Below are 20,052 nucleotides of genomic sequence, written 5' to 3'. Positions count from 1 at the left end.
ATCCGGAGCCTGCCCGCTCCTCGGACTGATCTGAGGCGACCGAATTCCCGTCGAAGGGCGAGCCATGACTTTGAACGCATTTTCCGACCCGATCGACGTCGTCATGCCCTGGGTCGACGGCAGCGATCCTGTCCACCGTGAAAGCCTGCTGCGCCACTGGCCGAAGCAGCCCTGGATGCGGCCGGCAGCCTATCGTTTCCGCGAAAATGGCGAGTTGCGTTATGCGCTGCGCTCGATCCATTTTCATCTGCCGTGGATCCGCACCATCCATCTCGTCACCAACGGTCAGGTGCCGTCATGGCTCGACCTCGATCGTCCCGGCATCAACCTCGTCACCCATGCGGAATTCTTCGCCGAGCCTTCCGGCCTGCCGGTGTTCAGCTCCAGCGCCATCGAAGCCAATCTGCACGGCATCGGGAGGGCCGGTGTCGCCAATCGCTTCCTGCTGTTCAACGACGACTTCTTCGTCGGCCAGATGGTATCGAAGGAAGAGTTCGTCTTGCCCGATGGTCGTGCGCGGCTTCACGTCATGGCGGCGAGGCTGCCACGGTTTCGGCTGCGGGCGGATCGCTACATCAGGATGCTCGCCTTCAACAATCTGCTTTTGTGCCTGGCGTTCCGCCGCAGGCGCTGGTCCTACCCGCCGCATGTCCCGCTGCTGCTGGAACTCGACAAGCTGGCCTGGCTGCACGACCGCTTCGGCTTCTGGCTGCGCCGCACCGCGCGGCATCGTTTCCGCCAGAGCACGGACGCGTCGGCGAAGGTGCTCTACATCAATGCCATTGCCGAGCGTGATCGCGGCCGCGCCGACGGCGTCGTGCAGGTGAAGCTGGTACAGGAGAATGTCGTAGCCGTCCGGGACGACGAGGCGTTCAGTCGGTCGCTGGCAGGCCTGGTCGCAGCACCGCCGGCCTTTTTCTGTCTCAATGACGAGATCGACGACGAGGCGCGTGCCGGTGTCAGGGCCGTGGAGATGCAGGCAGCCCTGGCGGCGATCTTTCCGGACCCGTCGCCGTTCGAAAAGGATCGTGTGTTATCGCGGCCTGACGCTATTGAACGGCCAGGCACCTGAGCCGCGCCGCCGTCTCTTCGTCGGCGGGGAAGAAGGATTCGATGGCGATTTCCGACAGGGTCACGTCGAGCGGCGTGCCGAACACGGTGATCGTGCTGATGAAGGACAGCACGTCGTCCCCGACGCGCAGCCGGAGCGGATGGGCGATCGCCAGCGGATCGGCCTGCAGCGGCCGGCCCTGGCGCGGCCCGTCGGGATAGGCCAGCAATTCCTGCTCCAGCGCCTTGAGCACCGGGTCGCCTGCCGTGTCGTTCTGGTGCTTCAGCCGTTCGAGCAGATGCGAGCGCCATTCATGCAGGTTGACGATGCGCGGCGCCACGCCTTTCGGGTGCAGGCTGAGCCGGAGCACGTTGACCGGCGGCTCGAGCAGGGCGGCATCGACGCCGGCAAGCATCGGGCCGAGCGCCGCATTGCCCTCGATCAGGTTCCAATGCCGGTCGACCGCGATGGCGGGGTAGGGCTCATGCCCCTTCAGCACCATGCGCACCGCCTCCATGGCGGGTGCCAGCGAGGGGTGGTCGAGCGGTTTTTCGCTGAAGCTCGGTGCGTATCCGGCGGCGAGCAGCAGCTGGTTGCGCTGGCGCAGCGGGATTTCGAGCTGTTCGGCGAGATGCAGCACCATCTCGCGCGACGGCGCCGAGCGCCCGCTTTCCATGAAGCTCAGATGCCGTTGCGAGATTTCAGCTTCCATCGCCAGGTCGAGCTGGCTCATGCGCCGCCTGGTGCGCCATTCGCGGATGAGGTCGCCTACGGAGTTTTGTGTGTTTGTCATGCCGCCACACTAAGCAGGGGCAATTCTGATTGCTATTACCTCAAGCGTAATCGCATTGGTTCAGCGGCGGTGAGATGTTCGGTTTCAGGAAGGCGGTCGCAGACAGCCTCCACAACCGAACAGGAGCCAGCCATGTCCATCACCGTCACCCCCTTCCTCCGCAACGTCCTCCATGCCGACGCGCTGATCAGCGGCACGGCCGGCCTGCTGATGATGCTTGGCGCCCCGCTGTTGTCGCCGCTGCTCGAACTGCCGGCGCAACTGCTGTTCTGGGCAGGCCTGGTGCTGGTGCCCTTCGTTGCCACGCTGGTGGTCATCGCCCGCCGCGCCACGGTGTCGAAGCTCGTCATGATCGACATCATCGCCATCAATGTGCTGTGGGTGGTCGCCAGCTTCGGCCTGCTCGTCAGCGGTGTCGTGGCGCCGAATGCACTCGGCATCGCCTTCGTGGTTGCCCAGGCGCTGGCGGTCGCGGTCTTCGCCGAACTGCAGTTCATCGGCATCCGCCGCGCCACGTCAGTGGTCGCGGCTGCCTGATCGGCGACAAAAGCTAGAGGCTGCCGAGTTGCCGCAGCTTCGCCTTGACCTCGAGGAAATCCCGCCACGCAAGCTTCTTGTGGGCGGGATTTCTCAGCAGATAGGCCGGGTGCAGCGTCGGCATGACAGGGATGACGGTGCCGTCTGCCGTGACATGGTTTTTCCAGCTGCCGCGCAGTCTCAGAATTCCGTCCTGCGAGCCGACCAGCAGCTTGGCCGAGGGGCCGCCAAGCGTCACCAGCACCTTGGGCCTGGCAAGGGCGATCTGGCGCTCGACGAATGGCCGGCAGATCTCCGTTTCATGCGGGGTCGGCGTGCGGTTGCCGGGCGGACGCCACGGAATCACATTGGCGATATAGGCTGATGTCCTGTCGAGCCCGATCGCCGCAAGGATGCGGTCGAGCAATTGGCCCGAGCGGCCGACGAACGGCAGGCCTTCGAGGTCTTCGTCGCGGCCGGGCGCTTCGCCGACCAGCATCAGATCGGCTTCGGGGTTTCCGTCGGCAAAGACCATGCTCTTGGCCGTGGCCTTCAGATTGCAGCCCTCGAAACCTTCCATGATCTGCTTGAGCTCGTCGAGCGTTGCTGCCTTGGAGGCAAGTTCGCGTGCCGCGGCGGCCTGCGCCTCGTCAGGCACGGCGGCAACCGCTGCCGGTCGCGGCTGAGGCGGTGCCGCGGCAGGGGCGGCGCCGGGGCGGGGCGCCTCGGCCGCCCTGTCCGCCTGCTGCCGTGATGCCGCCAGGCGCTGCTGGGCGTTTTCGGCAAAGCGGTCGATCGGGTCGTCGACAAGCGCATCGTCGACCCCCGCCGCCGCATAGAAGGCGAGCAGATCGCGCAGATCCGGAGGTTCGTTTCCCGATAGTGAGGCCATTGGCACAGTTACGGCGTTACGCCGCCGGTTTGCAAGTTCACGAGGACGGAATGCGCGGGTCCTGCACCAGATAAAAGCGCCAGCGTGGTGTGTAGTCGGTGACCAGGAAGCTGAAGCCGGCAATTGCCAGCGGGTCGACCTTGCCGTCGATGAAGCGCAGCCGGTCATATGGTTCGAAGTCGCGGCTGTATTGGGCGAAGCTGTCGGAGGAGATGTTGACGTTGTCGGTGCGGCGCTGGTCGAAGGACAGCCCGTCGCCGAACACGCTGGCCTGGCCTTGCTGCTCCTGCAGCTCGAACTCGAATTCCACCCAGGCCTGGCCGCTGTTGTTCAGCGCCTCGATGCGCATGAACATGATGCCATTGGCGTAGAAGCCCGAGCTGTCGAAGGGCCGGATCGGCCGGGTCGTGCGGATCGTCAGCGTCACCGGCGTCGAGGATTCCAGTTCCTCCCTGATGACGAAGGGGTCTTCCCTGGTGCCGGTTCCCGAAACGCCGGTGATCTGGAAGCCGCCGAGTTCATCGGAAAACGAATAGGCCCCGGCATTCCAGACCTTTTGATCGGCCTCGGTCTCCTGCGAGCGACCTTCGCTGACAAGACATGTCGCAATAAGAAGGGCAGCCCCAGCCAGGATGTGGCGTTTGGGGTGCAAGCGCTCCAGTCCGGTCCTGCAAGGCACGTGTTGGCGCATATGGAATCAATGGACGAAAAGGCTGTTGAACAACACCTGTTTCGTGACAGTACGGGCCATAACCCACAGCCGAAAGGTGAAATCTTTTGACCTTTACGTTAACGTAAGATAATTCATTGCTCGGAGGAGAGCGTCGTTAGGCCAAACAGCCGATGTGCGGATTGGTCCGTTTGACGTTTGCCGACGATGCGCTATGCAGCGCTTAGCTACAGATTGCCCCTGGGACAGGGCTAGCCAACGCGGAGGGATTGATGAGCGATATCGAACGCGAGAGCATGGAATTCGACGTTGTCATCGTCGGTGCAGGTCCGGCGGGTCTGGCGGCGGCGATCCGGCTCAAGCAGGTCAATCCCGAACTGTCCGTCGTCGTGCTCGAAAAGGGCGGCGAGGTCGGCGCTCACATCCTGTCCGGTGCCGTCGTCGATCCGATTGGCATCGACCGGCTGCTGCCCGACTGGCGCGACGACAGCGACCACCCGTTCAAGACGCCCGTCACCGACGACCACTTCCTGGTCCTCGGGCCGGCAGGTTCGGTCAAGCTGCCGAACATGTTCATGCCGCCGCTGATGAGCAACCACGGCAACTACATCGTCTCGCTCGGCAATGTCTGCCGCTGGCTGGCAACGAAGGCCGAGGCGCTCGGCGTCGAGATCTATCCCGGCTTCGCCGCTGCCGGCCTCATCTACAACGACCAAGGCGCCGTTACCGGCGTCTACACCGGCGACATGGGTGTCGAGCGCGACGGCTCGCACGGCCCGTCCTTCGCGCCAGGCATGGCGCTGATGGGCAAATATGTCCTGATCGGCGAGGGCGCCCGCGGTTCGCTCGCCAAGCAGCTGATCGCCAGATTCGACCTCGGCGCCGGCAAGGAGCCGCAGAAGTTCGGCATCGGCCTCAAGGAGCTGTGGCAGGTCGCGCCCGAACATCACAAGCCGGGCCTCGTCCAGCATTCCTTCGGCTGGCCGCTCGACATGAAGACGGGTGGCGGTTCGTTCCTCTACCACCTCGAAGACAACATGGTTGCGGTCGGCTTCGTCGTCCACCTCAACTACAAGAACCCGTATCTCTCGCCCTTCGAGGAATTCCAGCGTTTCAAGACGCATCCGGCGATCCGCCACACCTTCGACGGCGCCAAGCGCCTGTCCTACGGTGCGCGTGCGATCACCGAGGGCGGCTACCAGTCGGTGCCGAAGCTGTCGTTCCCCGGCGGCGTGCTGATGGGCTGCTCGGCCGGCCTGGTCAACGTCCCGCGCATCAAGGGTTCGCACAACGCCGTGCTGTCGGGCATGCTTGCCGCAGAACATGTCGCCGAGGCCATCGGCGCCGGCCGCGCCAATGACGAGCTCGCTTCTTATGAAACCACATGGCGCTCGACCGACATCGGCAAGGATCTGAAGAAAGTCCGCAACGTCAAGCCGCTGTGGTCGCGCTTCGGCACCATCCTCGGCGTCAGCCTTGGCGGCCTCGACATGTGGCTCAACACGCTGTTCGGCGTCTCGCCCTTCGGCACGCTGAAGCATGGCAAATCGGATGCCCAGTCGCTCGAGCCGGCGTCGAAGCACAAGAAGATCGACTACCCCAAGCCTGACGGCGTCCTGACCTTCGACCGCCTGTCGTCGGTGTTCCTGTCCAACACCAACCACGAGGAAGACCAGCCGGTCCACCTCCAGGTGAAGGACATGGAGTTGCAGAAGCGCTCGGAATATGGCGTTTTCGCCGGTCCTTCGAGCCGATACTGCCCGGCCGGCGTCTATGAGTGGGTCGACAAGGACGGCAATTCGATCGCCGGCGATCCCGGCCACGCCGACGCCAAGTTCGTCATCAACGCGCAGAACTGCGTCCACTGCAAGACCTGCGACATCAAGGATCCCAACCAGAACATCAACTGGGTGCCGCCGCAGGGCGGCGAAGGGCCGGTCTATCCCAACATGTGATGGGGCCCAATATGATCGGGGCCGCTTGACCTCTGGCTGACTAACCAAACGGCCCGGAAATCTGCTGATTTCCGGGCCGTTTCGTTTTTAGCTGTGGGGCGTCGATGCGCTTTCGGTCGACACCGTCTCCGTTTCGCTGTCTTCCGGATGGGTCGCCGTGTCACGGAACGAGAACTCGACCAGCAGCGGACGGTGGTCCGAGCCGGCATCCTCGCCCATCGTTACCGCATGGACGAGCACGTCGCCCTTGGCCATGACGTGGTCGATGGTCAGCCCGGCGAAACGCATGAAGTCGGGCAGCATGAAGGTCAGCCATGTCCGGCCGGCAGCCGGCATCAGCGTCAGTCCGCCGAGCCTGGCGACGCGGGCGACGGAGGCACTCCACGGCGTGGCGTTGAAATCACCGCCGAGAATAGCGCTCTCGCCAAGCGCTGCGAGATTGCCGCTCAACTCGCCAATCTGCTGCGATTGCTCGAACGGCCAGGGCCAGCCGAGATGGATCGAAACCACGTCGCTTGCCCGGCCGCCGAAATCGACCTTGGCCGTTGCCAGCGCGCCGCCGCCAAAGCACTGCGGCTGACTGCCTTCAACAAATGGCCGCCGCGACAGGATCGCCGAGCCGAAGATGCCGTTCGGATAGGGGCACATCATGCGGTAGGGGTAGCGCGCAAACAGCGGCTGCAGCTTGCCTTCCCACATCGCCGACACCTCCTGGAAGGTGATGACGTCGGGCTGCCAGCGACCGACAAGCGACAGCACCTTCTCAGGCTGGGTGTTCTTGAAGCGCAGGTTCATCTGCAGCATCTTGTAGACCGGCCGGCCATCGGCGCGCGGCTGGAACGCCGCATGCACTGGCCCGAGCCCGGGCAAAGGCAGCGAACTCGAGGTGGTGGACAGGGCTGCGGCACCGAATGCCAGCGCAGCAACGGCCTGCCAGCGCAGCGAGGTCAACAGCAGCGGCAATGCCGCCAGCATCATCGCCACCGCCAGGTGCACCCTGAAATGCGCAAAGGAGTCGAGCGCCGGATGCCAGGCGCCGAAGAAGCCGGCGACCAGCGGCACCGACAAGATCATCATCGCCAGGAAGCAGGCGATCCTGCCCAGTCTGTAGAACGTCGTCATTCCAGTTTCATGTAGCAACAAATGCGGCCCATTGATGATCGATTATGGGCCGCTTGCGCTTTGCTGCAAAGCTCCGTCGGCGAGGACGGGCAAGGTGGCAGCGCTGGCGACCGGCGGTTGAAATGCCGGGCGACTTGTGAGACCGATGGCCGGGAAATCGGCATCGATGCGCTCGTGATGCGCAACTGATCGGCCTTGTGGAGACTGGAATGAATTCGACCGCCCATCGCTGGCTGCGCGCATGTGCGGCGCTGTTCGTCATGGCTCCCTTTGCCGCGCATGCCGAGGGGCAGGTGGTCGAGCAGGTCCAGACCTACGCAATCTCGGGAAGCACGGCCCCCGAGCTCTACGCCTCGATCGGCGAGCGCGGCCCGAAGGCCGGCATCGGCCGCGCCATCGCCCACACCAATTTCAAGCTTACATGGCAGCGCAACTATGTGCCGCAAGGCGACGGCTGCACCTTGGTTTCGGCAAAGCCCAAGCTGATCATCACCTACACCTTGCCCAAACCGTCCGGACGCCTGCCGGACGGGCTGAAGCAGCGCTGGGACGTCTTTTACGAAGGCGTCCGCCGCCACGAGCTGGTGCACGGCCAGATGATCAAGGACATGGTGGCGACGATCGAGAAAACCACGATCGGCCTGTCTGTGCCGGGCGATCCCGGCTGCAAAAAGATCAGGCAGGAGATCATCAAGCCGCTGTCGGAGGCGTCGCTGGCGCAACGCCATCAGAGCAGCGACTTCGACCGCGTCGAGCTCAACGATGGCGGCAACGTCCATCGCCTGATCCTGTCCTTCGTCAACGGGCAGTGATCTTGCCCGCCTCGGGCGCAAAGCTCTATGACGCAAGGGGATTCTTAACCACAGCTTGTGGTTGCGCTGGAAGTTAACCTTGCTTTTGCGGCCAAATGGCACCGTTGCGGTGAGGCGAGGTGCAACCATGACTGGCAGGTACACCAACAACATCCAGGCAGCGATCCTCTATGAGGGCGGCGACGAGATCTATCCGTCGCTGCATCTCAACGCCTTCCGCAAGGCGATGCTCGAGAGGCAATTGCCGCTCAACGTCGTCCAGGAGGACCGCCATTTCGTCCTGATGAGGGGCCCCGGCGAATTCCAGATCCTCGTCACCTATTTTCCCCGGCCCGCCGATGCGGCGGTTTTCGCCCCGACCCTCGGCTCCGCGGCAACCACGCTGCTGATGCCGGATGCCCGGGAGCGCGTGCGCCGGCACACCGCGCATGTCCTTGTCGAGGTCCACCATGGCGTGATGGGCGGCGTCACCGACAACGCTGACATTGCGGGCTTCTTCAGCCAGATCGGCATGCAGCGCCCCGGTGCGACGCTGCGCGAGTTCAACATGCGCGTCGAAATCCTCGGCGAAGTCTGCCGCCACCTTCTCAAGGTCCAGCCTGCCAGCGCCATTCACTGGACCCAGAGCAACATGCTGATCGCCGGCGAGCAGTTCACGGCGTTTCTGGACCAGCCGCAGCCCAGCATGCTGACCGTCCATCCCAAGCTTTTCGCCGGCGAGCCGGTGCCCGGTTTCAACGAACAACCGGCCGGCCTGCTGACCCTGGGCGGCGCCGACTATATCGGCCGCGAAGTCTATGTCGCACCGGCGCCCATTCCGTGGATCGATCTTTACGACGCAGCGCTTGCCTTCATCCGCGTCGCCATTCAGCCCAATGGCTATATCGTCCCCGACGACGAGACCTTCGGTCCAGAAAACGGCGACTATTCCTATCGTGTCCGGCATCTTGCTGCCGAGCAGCACCCGATCGGCATGCGCGAGCCGTGCTACGCGCTGACCCTGCGCTTCTCCCGGCAGCACAGCTACACCACGATGGAACACGAGAGCCGCACGCTGGTCCCAGGCGGCATGCGCTCGGTCGCCACCTCGGTCGAGCCTGACCGGGACAAGCGGCGCGAATTGATCGCCGATTGGGAGCAGAAGGAGCGCACGGCAAAGGCCGTGGGCAACAGCCTGCAGCTCTACCGCAAGGGCGAGGGCGGCTCGGACGAGCCGCCTGCAGGATCGCCGCCGCGTTTCGGCGGCGGCTTTGTCAGACGCACCGCCGTCTTCGGCCGCAAGCACTAGGCTGCGGCCGAGCTCTCGGTCGGCAGCTTACTGGAACGCCGTCTCGGCGAAGCTGCGCAGCTTGCGCGAATGCAGCCGCTCATTCGGCATTTCGGCCAGCTTTTCCATGGCGCGGATGCCGATGGTCAGATGCTGCGCCACCTGCCGCTTGTAGAACTCGGTCGCCATTCCCGGCAGCTTGAGCTCGCCATGCAGCGGCTTGTCGGACACGCACAGCAGCGTGCCGTAAGGCACGCGGAAGCGGAAGCCGTTGGCGGCGATCGTCGCCGACTCCATATCGAGCGCGATGGCGCGCGACTGCGACAGCCGCTGCACCGGCCCGCGCTGGTCGCGCAGTTCCCAGTTGCGGTTGTCGATGGTGGCGACGGTTCCCGTCCGCATGATGCGCTTGAGGTCGTAGCCGGACAGGCCGGTTACTTCTGCCACGGCCTCCTGCAGCGCCACCTGCACCTCGGCCAGCGGCGGGATCGGGATCCACACCGGCAGGTCGTCGTCGAGCACGTGGTCTTCGCGGACATAGGCATGCGCCAGCACATAGTCGCCCAGCGCCTGGGTGTTGCGCAGGCCGGCGCAGTGGCCGAGCATCAGCCAGGCATGCGGCCTGAGCACGGCGATGTGGTCGGTGATGGTCTTGGCGTTGGAAGGACCGACGCCGATATTGACCATGGTGATGCCGGCATGGCCTGCTTTCTTCAGATGATAGGCCGGCATCTGCGGCAGCCGTGCCGCCGGCGTGCCTTCCGATGGCGCCGATTGGCCCGCCTTGGTCACCACGCCGCCCGGCTCGACGAATTCCGTGTAGCCGCCGCCGCCCTTGGCCATCAGGTCACGGGCCAAAACGACGAACTCGTCGATGTAGAACTGGTAGTTGGTGAACAGCACGAAGTTCTGGAAGTGATGCGGCGTCGTTGCCGTGTAATGCGCCAGCCGGTGCAGCGAATAGTCGATGCGCTGGGCGGTGAACACGGCCAGCGGGCGGGATTCGCCCGGCATGATCTCGAAGGTGCCGTTGGCGATGTGGTCGTCGGTGCCGTCGAGATCCGGCACGTCGAACAGGTCGCGGATCGGCCGCTGGATGCGGTCGGCGGCGGCACCGTCGACATGGGTGCCCTCGAGGAAGGCGAAATGCAGCGGGATAGGCGTCGTCGATTCCGAAACCGTCACCGGGCCGCCATGGTTGCGCATGATCAGCTTGAGCTGCTCGGTGAGGTAGCTCTGGAACAGGTCCGGCCGGGTGATCGTGGTCGAGAAATGCCCCGGAGTCGGCATGTGGCCATAGGCCTGGCGCGAGTCGACCTGGGAGTAGGATGTCGTGGTGACGCCGACTTCGGGATAGCAGGCGCGGAACCTGACATTGGTGTCGGCGCCGGCTGCCAGCGAGGCGAAGGCGTCGCGCAGGAAGGCGGTGTTGCGCTCGTAAAGCGCCTGCAAGGCAGCAACCGCCTTGTCGGCATCAGTAAAGCTCTGCCGAGGAAACGGCAGCGGCGAAGAGATCGATTCGATAGGTTGAGGATAGATTCGCTTTTCCATGACCTATTATAGAGATCAATTATGACGGCTGCGAGAGGTCTCGCGGCGCGTCCTTTCGAATCTCTCAGGTGCGCTGCAGGCTGACCAGGAGCACGAAGCCGACGCCGCTCTTGCGGGCGGCAGGTGCCTCGATGGTCGAGCCGTAATCGGCGCGAAGCTCCGGAACGGCCAGCACCGGAGCGGCAAGGACCATCAGGATCATGGCGGCGCGCGGCAGCAGCCGGAGCGTCTTCTTGATCTGGGTTGCGGTGCGGGTCATTGGCGTTGCTTCTTTTCGATCTTGTGTTGCGTCGTTACTTCTTCACGATTTCCCAGGAGCGGGCAGGGCGGCTGGTCTCTGCCACCAGCGTTGCGAACATGATCCCGAACAGGGCACTGAGCAGGCAGACGATGGTGAACCGGCGGGCGAGCATTGGTGTCTTCTCCTTCGATGGATCGGACTATGCCAAGCTGCGACTGAACGGGTTCTGAGACCTCCGTTCATCTTCGGTTCAAATTTATTGACGAGCCTTGATGGGTCCGCAGGGTTGTGTTTCGCCCCGCTGCGCATATCTCCTGAGCAACGCTCACCAACGGAGACTGCGGAATGACCAGCCAGACATTGCCGATCGAACTCTATTACTGGCCGACGCCCAATGGCTGGAAGATTTCGATCATGCTGGAGGAACTGGGCGTTCCTTACACCGTCAAATACATCAACATCGGCAAGGGTGAGCAGTTCGAGCCGTCATTCCTCAAGATCGCGCCCAACAACCGCATGCCGGCGATCATCGACCCGGAAGGGCCGACCGCTGACGGCAAATGGGGCGGCGCGCCGATCTCGATCTTCGAATCCGGGGCGATCCTGCAATATCTCGGCCGCAAGTTCGGCAAGCTCTATCCCTCGGACGAGCGCGGCCGCGCCGAGGTCGATCAGTGGCTGTTCTGGCAGGTTGGCGGCCTCGGCCCGATGGCCGGCCAGGCCCATCACTTCCGGCAATATGCGCCGGAGAAGATCGCCTATGGCATCGATCGCTACACCAATGAGGTCAACCGGCTCTATGGCGTGATGAACAAGCGCCTCGCCGATCGCGAATTCCTTGCCGGCGACTATTCGATCGCCGACATCGCCTCGCTCGGCTGGGTCAAGCCCTACAGGAACCAGGGCCAGGAGCTCGAGGACTTCCCGCATCTCAAGCGCTGGTTCGACACGTTGCTGGCTCGTCCGGCAGTGAGCCGTGGCCTCGCCGTCGGTGAGGACCACCGCCGCAACCTCGCCGACGACAAGGAAGCCCAGAAGGTGTTGTTCGGCCAGCGCGCCAGGGCCTGAACGCGCAGACAGCGCAAAAACGAATGGGGGAGGCAGCGCCTGCCGGCACTGCCTCCCCCTGATACTGACGACTATTTCCTGGTCGCCTTACAGCTTCTTCCAGTTCTGCGTCTTGCAGATCAGGCCGCCGAGCACACAGCCGCTCATCTTGAGCGTCGAGCCGGCGACCGAGGCCTTGCCGGTATAGGTCTTGTCATTGGCCGGGTCGGTGATCTTGCCGGCATAGGTGCCGCCATTGGCATTGAAGGTGCCGATCTTCTTGCCGGCGTGCTTGCCGTCCTTCAGCGTGATGCAGAAGCCGCCGCCGCAGGGCGTGATCGCGGCAGTCGATCCGGCTTCCGTCTTCCAGTTGCCCTCGATCGGATCGGCATAGGCCGCACCCGCCATCATCAGGGTGGCCGCGATGGCCAGGCTCATCTTGCGAAGCATTGAAGTCCTCCCGGTTGAATTGTCGCTCACAGGCACTCTCCCTGCCTGACGTTTACGCAAACGTAAGCGTAATGCAGCCGTCGGCAAAACGAAAGTGGTGCCGCTGGGTAAGTTTTGAGCCTTTTTGAGACCGCCGAAAAGCGCCATCCGGGTGCCGAAGTTCATCCCTGGCTATCGATCAATGTGCCGCGTGGTTATCAAAGACTTATCCGGCGACTTGAGAATTTTCATCGCATTTTCTGCAAATTCCAGCTGCCGCAAGGACTCCTATCCTTAATGAATTCCGAGCTTTACCCTTTGTTTTCAGTTTGTTTTCTTCGAGTTAAGCAAGCCATTTAACGGCGGATTCAAGGCTCCCCGGCATTCTCGGAAGCATCGAAAGGGCAGCTCCGGAACACCACCGGGCCGGCTCTCAGGAGACAGGCAGGGGATAAGAAAATGGCACGTTTCGAAATCTTTGACGCTGGCTTCGGCGCGATGGGAACCACCGCTCAGGCCGACATTCTTCTCGAACTCGGCATGATGTATGCGACCGGCCGCGACTGCGAGGTCGACGTGGTTGCCGCCCACAAATGGTTCAACATCGCCGCGATCAAGGGTTCGGCCCGGGCGGCCGCCCTGCGCTCGGAGCTCTCCGGCACGATGTCCAAGCTCGACATCGTCAAGGCGCTGCGCGAAGCGCGCGAATGGATGACGATGCACTGACCAAGCTTCTTCGGGGGAAGAGCCGGGGCGCCGGGATGGCAGCCCCCAATTCCAAGAGCGCACTGCTTGAAGGACGAGCAAGATGTGCCAGGGACATGACCTCCAGCATGTCTCATCACCAGCTGGACCGAGTTAGACAGGGCAGGCGAATGTCCGACGGGCCGAAGATGCTCGCGGCGCTCTCCACGAAAAAGGCCGTGACCGATCACATAAGATCGGCGCGGCCTTTTTGTTTTGACCCCATGGCGTGGCAGCATCGTTCGGCCACCGCATTGCCCGCCGCCCCGTTTGCAGGCACAACATCCTGACGCCGATGCGCCAAGACAAGTTCCGGTTGCGATGACAGCTTTCGGCGATTGCACGCATGACGCGATCCGGGGAAACCGGAGCGTCCCAGGGAGGGTAACAATGCATTTGAAACGTACATTTGGCGCGGCACTGGTCGGCCTGTCGCTCAGCGCCGGCGCAGCCTACGCGCAGGATATCGGCATTGCCGTAGCCGGCCCGATGACCGGCCAGCTCGCCAATATCGGCGACCAGTTCAAGCAAGGTGCGGAAGCCGCCGTCAAGGCGATCAACGAAAAGGGCGGCGTTCTCGGGCGCCAGCTCAAGCTGTCGATCGAAGACGACGTCTGCGATCCCAAGCAGGCGGTTTCGGTCGCCAACCGCATCGTTGCCAACGGCATCAAGTTCATCGACGGCCACGCCTGCTCGGGCTCGAGCATCCCGGCCTCCGCCGTCTATGCCGAGAGCGGCGCGCTGATGATGTCGCCGGCATCCTCGAACCCGGTCTTGACCGACGACGCCGCCAAGAAGGGCTGGCCGACGATCATGCGTCTCTACACGCGTGACGACGCCCAGGGCGCCTTCATCGGCCCGTGGATCGCCGAGACGTACAAGGGCAAGAACGTCGTCGTGCTGCACGACAAGAGCGCCTACGGCCAGGGTGTCGCCGACGCCGTCAAGGCGACGATGAATGCCGGTGGCCTGACCGAAGTTCTCTACGAAGGCATCAATGCCGGCGAGAAGGATTATTCGGCGCTGGTCACCAAGCTCAAGGAGCTCAAGGCCGACGTCGTCTATTTCGGCGGCTACCACCCCGAGGCCGGCCTCATCCTGCGCCAGTCGGCCGAGCAGAACTTCAAGTATCAGCTGATCATGCCCGACTCGATCGCTTCGCCCGAGTTCTGGCAGATCGCCGGCCCGGCCGGCGAGGGCACGCTGTTCGTGTTCCCCTCCGACCCGCAGGCCAAGCCCGAGGCCAAGGAAGCTGTCGAGAAGATCAAGGCCGGCGGTTTCGTGCCGGAAGGCTTCACGCTGTTCTCCTACGCCACCATCCAGGCTTTCGCGCAGGGCATCGAGCGTGCCGGCACGGATGATCCGATGAAGGTCGCCGAGGCGCTCAAGGACGGCAAGCCGATCAGCACCGTCGTCGGCGATGTCGTCTTCGACGAGAAGGGCGATCTCAAGAACGCCAGCTATGACATCAACCAGTGGCACGACGGCAAATACGCGCCGATCAAGCAGTAAGCCGTCTGGACGCATCCAATGGCCGGGCACGTCCCGGCCATGTCGCAGTAAGCCACAGAGATGCATTCAATGGCCGGGCACGTCCCGGCCATTGTCGTTTTCACGCGCTTGGCGCAAAATGAGATTTTCGCACGTGGACGCCGAAATCAGGCCGTTCTGGCCGGCGCAAGCCGTGTGCGTCGCATTCAGGAGGAACCGACCATGAGCCTTCGCATCAATGACACTGCCCCGGATTTCAAGGCCGACACGACGGAAGGCGCGATCAGCTTCCACGACTGGATCGGTGACGGCTATGCCGTGCTGTTTTCGCACCCCAAGGATTTTACGCCCGTCTGCACCACCGAACTCGGCTACATGGCCGGGCTGAAGGCCGACTTTGCCAAGCGCAATGCCAAGATCATCGGCATTTCGGTCGATCCGGTCGAGAACCACCACAAATGGAAGGCCGACATCGAGACGCTCTCCGGCAACAAGGTCGACTATCCGATGATCGGTGACCCGACGCTTGCCATTGCCAAGCTTTTCGACATGCTGCCGGCGACGGCTGGCGACAGCTCGGAAGGCCGCACCCCGGCAGACAATGCCACGGTGCGTTCGGTGTTCGTCATCGGCCCCGACAAGAAGGTCAAGCTGACCCTGACCTATCCGATGTCGACCGGCCGCAACTTCGACGAGATCCTGCGCGCGCTGGATTCGATCCAGCTGACCGCCAAATACCAGGTGGCAACGCCGGTGCAGTGGAAGCAGGGCGACGATGTCATCGTCACCGCAGCCGTCTCCGACGAGGACGCGATCAAGCGCTTCGGCTCGTTCGAGCGCGTCCTGCCCTATCTCAGGAAGACCAAGCAGCCGACCGCCGGCTGATCTGGCATAGCTGTCGCACGCAGGGCCGCGCCGTCTGGCGCGGCTTTTGCGTTTCAGCTCATGCCGACATAACGGCCGGGGCGATGGTTGATGGCGATGATCAGGTTGAGCACCGCGGCACCCAGCACCGAAAGTGCGACCTTGTCGAGCTCAAGGTAAAACAGCGACACGACAAGGATGACGAGGTCGACCGCGAGCTGGAAATAGCCGGCGCGGATGCCATGATTGTCCTGCAGGTACAAGGCCAGGATGTTGAAGCCGCCGAGCCCGGCGCGATGGCGGAACAGCACCAGTAGGCCCATGCCCATCAGGCCGCCGCCCGCTATCGCTGCATAGAGCGGGTTGAGGTGGCCGATGCCGATCCAGTCGGGCACTAGCCGCGACAGCAGCGAAATCAGCGCCACGGCGGCAAAGGTGCGCAGCGCGAACGGCCAGCCCATGCGCTTCACGGCGAGATAATAGAACGGCAGGTTGATGACGAAGAAGATGGCGCCGAAGCCGCAGCCGGTGGCGTATTGGACAAGCAGCGCCAGTCCGGCCGAACTGCCGGTGATCAGCCCGGCATTGGTGTAGAGCACCAGCCCGAGCGCCACCATCATGGTACCGGTGAGCAGTGCCAGCACGTCCTCGTACTGGCGATGCGGGAGGGCATCACTGTTGCTGATATTGGTCACTGCGCGTGCCTGTCCATGTTTGCTGCATCGCAGCATTACGGCACCAGCCCGGAATCCGATACAGATTTTCGGGCTGGTCTGGCATGCGCAAACAGCAAGGCTCGCGTAAGAGCCGGGAAAACTGTGCGGCGGTTTTCCCGGGAATTGCGCAAAAACAAGAAGATGGAGGGCTTCCGCGATTCGAAGAAAAGCGGAGACTGACTACTCCTCGAAGCGCACCAGCACCGTTCCGTCGGTCACCTGCGCGCCCTCGGCGGCGATCTCGCTGATCACCCCGTCATGGGTGGCGGTGATGGTGTGCTCCATCTTCATCGCCTCCAGCACCAGCAGCGGCTGGCCCTTTGCCACCTTGTCGCCCTTTGTCGCGCGAACGAGCTTAACCAGGCCCGGCATCGGCGCGCGCATGCTCGACGTGCCTTCGCCGATTTCGGCAGCGCGTGCGAACGGATCGCTGATGGCGAAGTCGAAGGAGCGGCCAGCTTCGAACACCGTGACATGGCCGGGCCACGCCGCGACCGTCGCACCCGCATCGCCCGCGCCCGCGCTTAGCACGAAGGCCTCGCCGCCCTCCGGCCTGACCTGGAAACGCCCGTCCGGCCGCGCCGTGATGTGGGCGACAATGCCCGTGCCGCCGAACGACAAAGTCGCCCGCCGCGCCAGCGGGTTGAAATGGGCATAGCCGGTGAGGCTGGACCACGGATCGTCAGAGGCAGCAGATGCCATGGCTCCGGTGGCAGCCAGTGCGGCAAGCGCCACGGCCCGGCTGCTCGGCGGCGCGGTCACCGTCAGCTCGTCCTGCTTGCGCCCGATCAGACCGGTGTCGACATCTCCTGAGGCGAAGTCGGGGTCACGGGCAAGGGCAGCCAGGAACGCTGCATTTGTCGTCGAGCCCGCCACTTCGGTGCGGGTGACTGCGTCGGCGAGTGCTGCGAGCGCGGTTGTGCGATCAGGCCCGTGCGTCACCACCTTGGCGATCATCGGATCGTAGAAGGGCGAGATCGCATCGCCCTGGCGCACGCCGGTCTCGATGCGGAGTTCGGTGCCCGCCGCGGCTTCCCCGGGGAAGCTGAGATGATGCAGCGTGCCGATCGCCGGCAGGAAACCCTTGGCGGGATCCTCGGCATAGAGCCGTGCCTCGAAGGCATGGCCTGATAGCGTGATGTCCTCCTGCGCCAGCGGTATCGGCTCGCCCGAGGCGACCCGAAGCTGCCATTCGACAAGGTCGACGCCCGATATCATCTCGGTCACCGGGTGCTCGACCTGCAGCCGCGTGTTCATTTCCATGAACCAGAAACGATCCGGCTTCAGCCCGTCCGAGGCATCGACGATGAACTCGATGGTGCCGGCGCCGGAATACTGGATCGCCTTGGCGGCCTTGACGGCGGCATCGGTCATCGCCGCGCGCAATTCGGCGGTCATGCCGGGGGCAGGGGCTTCCTCGATCACCTTCTGGTGGCGGCGTTGCGCCGAGCAGTCGCGTTCGAACAGATGCACGGCATTGCCGAAATTGTCGCCGAACACCTGCACTTCGATGTGGCGCGGCTTGTCGACATATTTCTCGACCAGCACGCGGTCGTCGCCGAAGGCGGCCTTGGCCTCGCGCCGCGCACCCGACAGCGCATCGGCGAAATCGTCGGGGTGGTCGACGCGGCGCATGCCCTTGCCGCCGCCGCCGGCACGCGCCTTGATCAGTACGGGATAGCCGATCTCACGCGCCTTGCTGGCGAGGATGACGATCTCCTGCGCCTCGCCGTGATAGCCTGGAACGACCGGCACGCCGGCCTTTTCCATCAGCCGCTTGGCGGCATCCTTGAGCCCCATGGCGCGGATCGAATCTGCCGACGGGCCGATGAAGACGAGGCCTGCCTGCGTCACCTGGTCGACGAAACCGGGGTTCTCGGACAGGAAGCCGTAACCGGGATGGATCGCCTCGGCGCCGGTCGCCTTGGCCGCCGCGATGATGACGTCGCCGCGCAGATAGCTCTCGGCGACAGGCGAGCCGCCAATATGCACGGCCTCGTCGGCCATGGCGACATGCAGCGCGCGCGCATCGGCGTCCGAATGGACCGCCACCGTCTTCACGCCCATCCTGCGGGCGGTGCGGATGACGCGGCAGGCGATCTCGCCGCGATTGGCGATGAGGATTTTCGAAAACATTCCTTGATCCCCCATCACATCCTGAACACGCCGAATTTGGTGTCTGGCACAGGCGCGTTGAGCGCTGCCGACAGGCTGAGCGCCAGCACCTCGCGCGTCTTTGCCGGGTCGATGATGCCGTCGTCCCACAGTCGGGCCGACGAATAGAGCGGGTGTCCCTCGCGCTCGTATTTCTCGAGGATCGGCGCGCGGAACTCGGCCTCTTCTTCCTTGCTCCAGTTGCCGCCCTTGCGCTCGATGCCTTCGCGCTTGACCATGGCAAGCACCGTTGCCGCCTGCTCGCCGCCCATCACCGAGATGCGCGCATTCGGCCACATCCACAGGAAACGTGGCGAGTAGGCGCGGCCGCACATGCCGTAATTGCCGGCGCCGAACGAACCGCCGATGATGATGGTGACCTTCGGCACCTGGGCGGTCGCCACCGCCGTCACCAGCTTGGCGCCGTCCTTGGCAATGCCGCCGGCTTCGTATTTGGCGCCGACCATGAAGCCGGTGATGTTCTGCAGAAAGACAAGCGGGATCTTGCGCTGGCAGCACAGCTCGATGAAATGTGCGCCCTTCAGCGCGCTCTCCGAAAACAGCACGCCATTGTTGGCGATGATGCCGACCGGCATGCCGTGGACATGGGCAAAGCCCGTCACCAGTGTGGTGCCGTAGTTCTGCTTGAACTCGTCGAATTCGGAGCCGTCGACCACGCGCGCGATCACCTCGCGCACATCATAGGGCTGACGCAGGTCGGCCGGGATGACGCCATAGACCTCTTCCGGTGCATGAACGGGCGGAATCGATGTCTTCAGGACCAGCCCGATGTCCTTCTTCCGATTCAGGTTTTTGACGATGCGCCGGACGATCGCCAGAGCGTGTTCGTCGTCGACGGCATAGTGGTCGGCGACACCCGACACCCGCGTGTGCAGGTCGGCACCGCCGAGTTCTTCGGCGCTGACATCCTCGCCCGTCGCCGCCTTGACCAGCGGCGGGCCGGCGAGAAAGATGGTCGCCTGGTTGCGCACCATGACGGTCTCGTCGGACATCGCCGGCACATAGGCGCCGCCCGCCGTGCACGAGCCCATGACGCAGGCGATCTGCGGAATGCCCGCCGCCGACATGTTGGCCTGGTTGAAGAAGATGCGGCCGAAATGATCGCGGTCGGGGAACACCTCGTCCTGGTTGGGCAGGTTGGCGCCGCCGGAATCGACGAGATAGATGCAGGGCAGATTGTTCTGGAGAGCGATCTCCTGCGCCCTCAGATGCTTCTTCACAGTCATCGGATAATAGGTGCCGCCCTTCACCGTGGCGTCGTTGACCACCACCATCACCTCTGTGCCTTCGACGCGGCCGATGCCGGCGATCACGCCGGCGGACGCGATGTCGCCGCCATAAAGGCCGAAGGCGGCGAACTGGCCGACCTCAAGGAAGGGCGAGCCGGCGTCGAGCAGTTGCGCCAGCCTTTCACGCGGCAGAAGCTTGCCGCGCGACACATGCCGCTTGCGCGCATCCTCCGAACCGCCGCGCTCCACCGTCGCAGCCTTCTCGCTGATATCGGCCACCAGCGTTCGCAGGCGCGCCGCATTGGCCTTGAAGCTTTCGGAGGAGGGGGAGAGCTGGGAATGAAGCGTCGGCATTTTTCCTCTTGGAGTGATACCCATGCGATGCAGCGCGCAAGAGCGCGAAGCAGTCATGGTGGGTGGCGAATCTAACGCACTAGCCTCGTAATTTCGGCGAAGTCCAGACGTCGGTGTGTTGCTGTCGAGCCAT

General features: G+C 63.7%; 19 protein-coding genes. 9 read left to right on the top strand and 10 right to left on the bottom strand.

Annotated features, from left to right (window positions below; all coding sequences use genetic code 11):
• Positions 1–64: 64 nt before the first annotated feature.
• Complete coding sequence (locus tag IG197_RS06880; protein WP_192317879.1) at positions 65–1,072, top strand: Stealth CR1 domain-containing protein; 1,008 nt, start codon at positions 65–67, stop codon at positions 1,070–1,072.
• Here the strand turns inward: IG197_RS06880 and IG197_RS06875 are convergent.
• The gene (locus IG197_RS06875) at positions 1,050–1,844 is read right to left on the bottom strand and encodes a helix-turn-helix domain-containing protein (RefSeq protein WP_067964293.1); all 795 of its coding nucleotides are present in this window, start codon (positions 1,842–1,844) and stop codon (positions 1,050–1,052) included. The two genes, IG197_RS06880 and IG197_RS06875, sit on opposite strands and share 23 nt — an antisense overlap.
• Positions 1,845–1,976: 132 nt before the next feature.
• Between IG197_RS06875 and IG197_RS06870 the strand changes: the two genes are divergently transcribed.
• Positions 1,977–2,381: a hypothetical protein gene (locus IG197_RS06870; protein WP_192317878.1), complete on the top strand. Its 405-nt coding sequence runs from the start codon at positions 1,977–1,979 to the stop codon at positions 2,379–2,381.
• Positions 2,382–2,394: 13 nt separating this feature from the next.
• Here IG197_RS06870 and IG197_RS06865 read toward each other — a convergent pair whose 3' ends face one another.
• Complete coding sequence (locus tag IG197_RS06865; RefSeq protein WP_067964289.1) at positions 2,395–3,252, bottom strand: uracil-DNA glycosylase family protein; 858 nt, start codon at positions 3,250–3,252, stop codon at positions 2,395–2,397.
• A gap of 37 nt (positions 3,253–3,289) precedes the next feature.
• Complete coding sequence (locus IG197_RS06860; RefSeq protein WP_246765328.1) at positions 3,290–3,904, bottom strand: hypothetical protein; 615 nt, start codon at positions 3,902–3,904, stop codon at positions 3,290–3,292.
• A 290-nt stretch (positions 3,905–4,194) separates the two neighbouring features.
• On the opposite strand from IG197_RS06860, the gene IG197_RS06855 reads away from it, so the two are divergent.
• Positions 4,195–5,877 (top strand): electron transfer flavoprotein-ubiquinone oxidoreductase, encoded by a 1,683-nt coding sequence (locus tag IG197_RS06855; protein ID WP_192317876.1) that lies wholly within the window; start codon positions 4,195–4,197, stop codon positions 5,875–5,877.
• Positions 5,878–5,964: 87 nt separating this feature from the next.
• On the opposite strand, the gene IG197_RS06850 is transcribed toward IG197_RS06855, so the two are convergent.
• Positions 5,965–6,999: an endonuclease/exonuclease/phosphatase family protein gene (locus IG197_RS06850; RefSeq protein ID WP_246765327.1), complete on the bottom strand. Its 1,035-nt coding sequence runs from the start codon at positions 6,997–6,999 to the stop codon at positions 5,965–5,967.
• A 209-nt stretch (positions 7,000–7,208) separates the two neighbouring features.
• Between IG197_RS06850 and IG197_RS06845 the strand changes: the two genes are divergently transcribed.
• Positions 7,209–7,811, top strand: a complete 603-nt coding sequence (locus IG197_RS06845; RefSeq protein ID WP_246765326.1) for a DUF922 domain-containing Zn-dependent protease — start codon at positions 7,209–7,211, stop codon at positions 7,809–7,811.
• 127 nt (positions 7,812–7,938) lie between these two features.
• Positions 7,939–9,099 (top strand): hypothetical protein, encoded by a 1,161-nt coding sequence (locus tag IG197_RS06840; RefSeq protein WP_192317874.1) that lies wholly within the window; start codon positions 7,939–7,941, stop codon positions 9,097–9,099.
• Positions 9,100–9,126: 27 nt separating this feature from the next.
• On the opposite strand, the gene IG197_RS06835 is transcribed toward IG197_RS06840, so the two are convergent.
• Positions 9,127–10,629 carry an AMP nucleosidase gene (locus tag IG197_RS06835; protein WP_067964278.1) on the bottom strand — a complete coding sequence of 501 codons (1,503 nt, stop codon included), beginning with the start codon at positions 10,627–10,629 and terminating at the stop codon, positions 9,127–9,129.
• 64 nt (positions 10,630–10,693) lie between these two features.
• The gene (locus IG197_RS06830) at positions 10,694–10,888 is read right to left on the bottom strand and encodes a hypothetical protein (protein ID WP_192317872.1); all 195 of its coding nucleotides are present in this window, start codon (positions 10,886–10,888) and stop codon (positions 10,694–10,696) included.
• Between the two features lie 327 nt (positions 10,889–11,215).
• Here IG197_RS06830 and IG197_RS06825 point away from each other — a divergent pair, with 327 nt between their 5' ends.
• A complete protein-coding gene (locus IG197_RS06825; RefSeq protein ID WP_192317871.1) occupies positions 11,216–11,938 on the top strand; it encodes a glutathione S-transferase family protein in 723 nt (240 codons plus the stop codon).
• 87 nt (positions 11,939–12,025) lie between these two features.
• Here IG197_RS06825 and IG197_RS06820 read toward each other — a convergent pair whose 3' ends face one another.
• The gene (locus tag IG197_RS06820; protein ID WP_067964273.1) at positions 12,026–12,367 is read right to left on the bottom strand and encodes a DUF2147 domain-containing protein; all 342 of its coding nucleotides are present in this window, start codon (positions 12,365–12,367) and stop codon (positions 12,026–12,028) included.
• 438 nt (positions 12,368–12,805) lie between these two features.
• Here IG197_RS06820 and IG197_RS06815 point away from each other — a divergent pair, with 438 nt between their 5' ends.
• From IG197_RS06815 to IG197_RS06805, 3 genes are all read left to right on the top strand, one after another.
• The gene (locus tag IG197_RS06815) at positions 12,806–13,072 is read left to right on the top strand and encodes a sel1 repeat family protein (RefSeq protein WP_067964272.1); all 267 of its coding nucleotides are present in this window, start codon (positions 12,806–12,808) and stop codon (positions 13,070–13,072) included.
• 408 nt (positions 13,073–13,480) lie between these two features.
• The gene (locus IG197_RS06810; RefSeq protein ID WP_067964270.1) at positions 13,481–14,602 is read left to right on the top strand and encodes an ABC transporter substrate-binding protein; all 1,122 of its coding nucleotides are present in this window, start codon (positions 13,481–13,483) and stop codon (positions 14,600–14,602) included.
• Positions 14,603–14,803: 201 nt separating this feature from the next.
• A complete protein-coding gene (locus IG197_RS06805) occupies positions 14,804–15,466 on the top strand; it encodes a peroxiredoxin (protein ID WP_067966898.1) in 663 nt (220 codons plus the stop codon).
• Between the two features lie 53 nt (positions 15,467–15,519).
• On the opposite strand, the gene IG197_RS06800 is transcribed toward IG197_RS06805, so the two are convergent.
• From IG197_RS06800 to IG197_RS06790, 3 genes are all read right to left on the bottom strand, one after another.
• A complete protein-coding gene (locus IG197_RS06800) occupies positions 15,520–16,140 on the bottom strand; it encodes a YitT family protein (protein WP_246765325.1) in 621 nt (206 codons plus the stop codon).
• Positions 16,141–16,341: 201 nt separating this feature from the next.
• Positions 16,342–18,297 (bottom strand): acetyl/propionyl/methylcrotonyl-CoA carboxylase subunit alpha, encoded by a 1,956-nt coding sequence (locus tag IG197_RS06795; RefSeq protein WP_192317867.1) that lies wholly within the window; start codon positions 18,295–18,297, stop codon positions 16,342–16,344.
• Between the two features lie 14 nt (positions 18,298–18,311).
• A complete protein-coding gene (locus tag IG197_RS06790) occupies positions 18,312–19,919 on the bottom strand; it encodes a carboxyl transferase domain-containing protein (RefSeq protein ID WP_154385011.1) in 1,608 nt (535 codons plus the stop codon).
• Positions 19,920–20,052 lie beyond the last annotated feature (133 nt).

Source organism: Aminobacter sp. SR38 (assembly GCF_014843375.1).
Classification (GTDB): domain Bacteria; phylum Pseudomonadota; class Alphaproteobacteria; order Rhizobiales; family Rhizobiaceae; genus Aminobacter; species Aminobacter ciceronei.
Note: the sequence above shows the minus strand (reverse complement) of the source record. Positions and strands in the feature narration are given on the sequence as shown.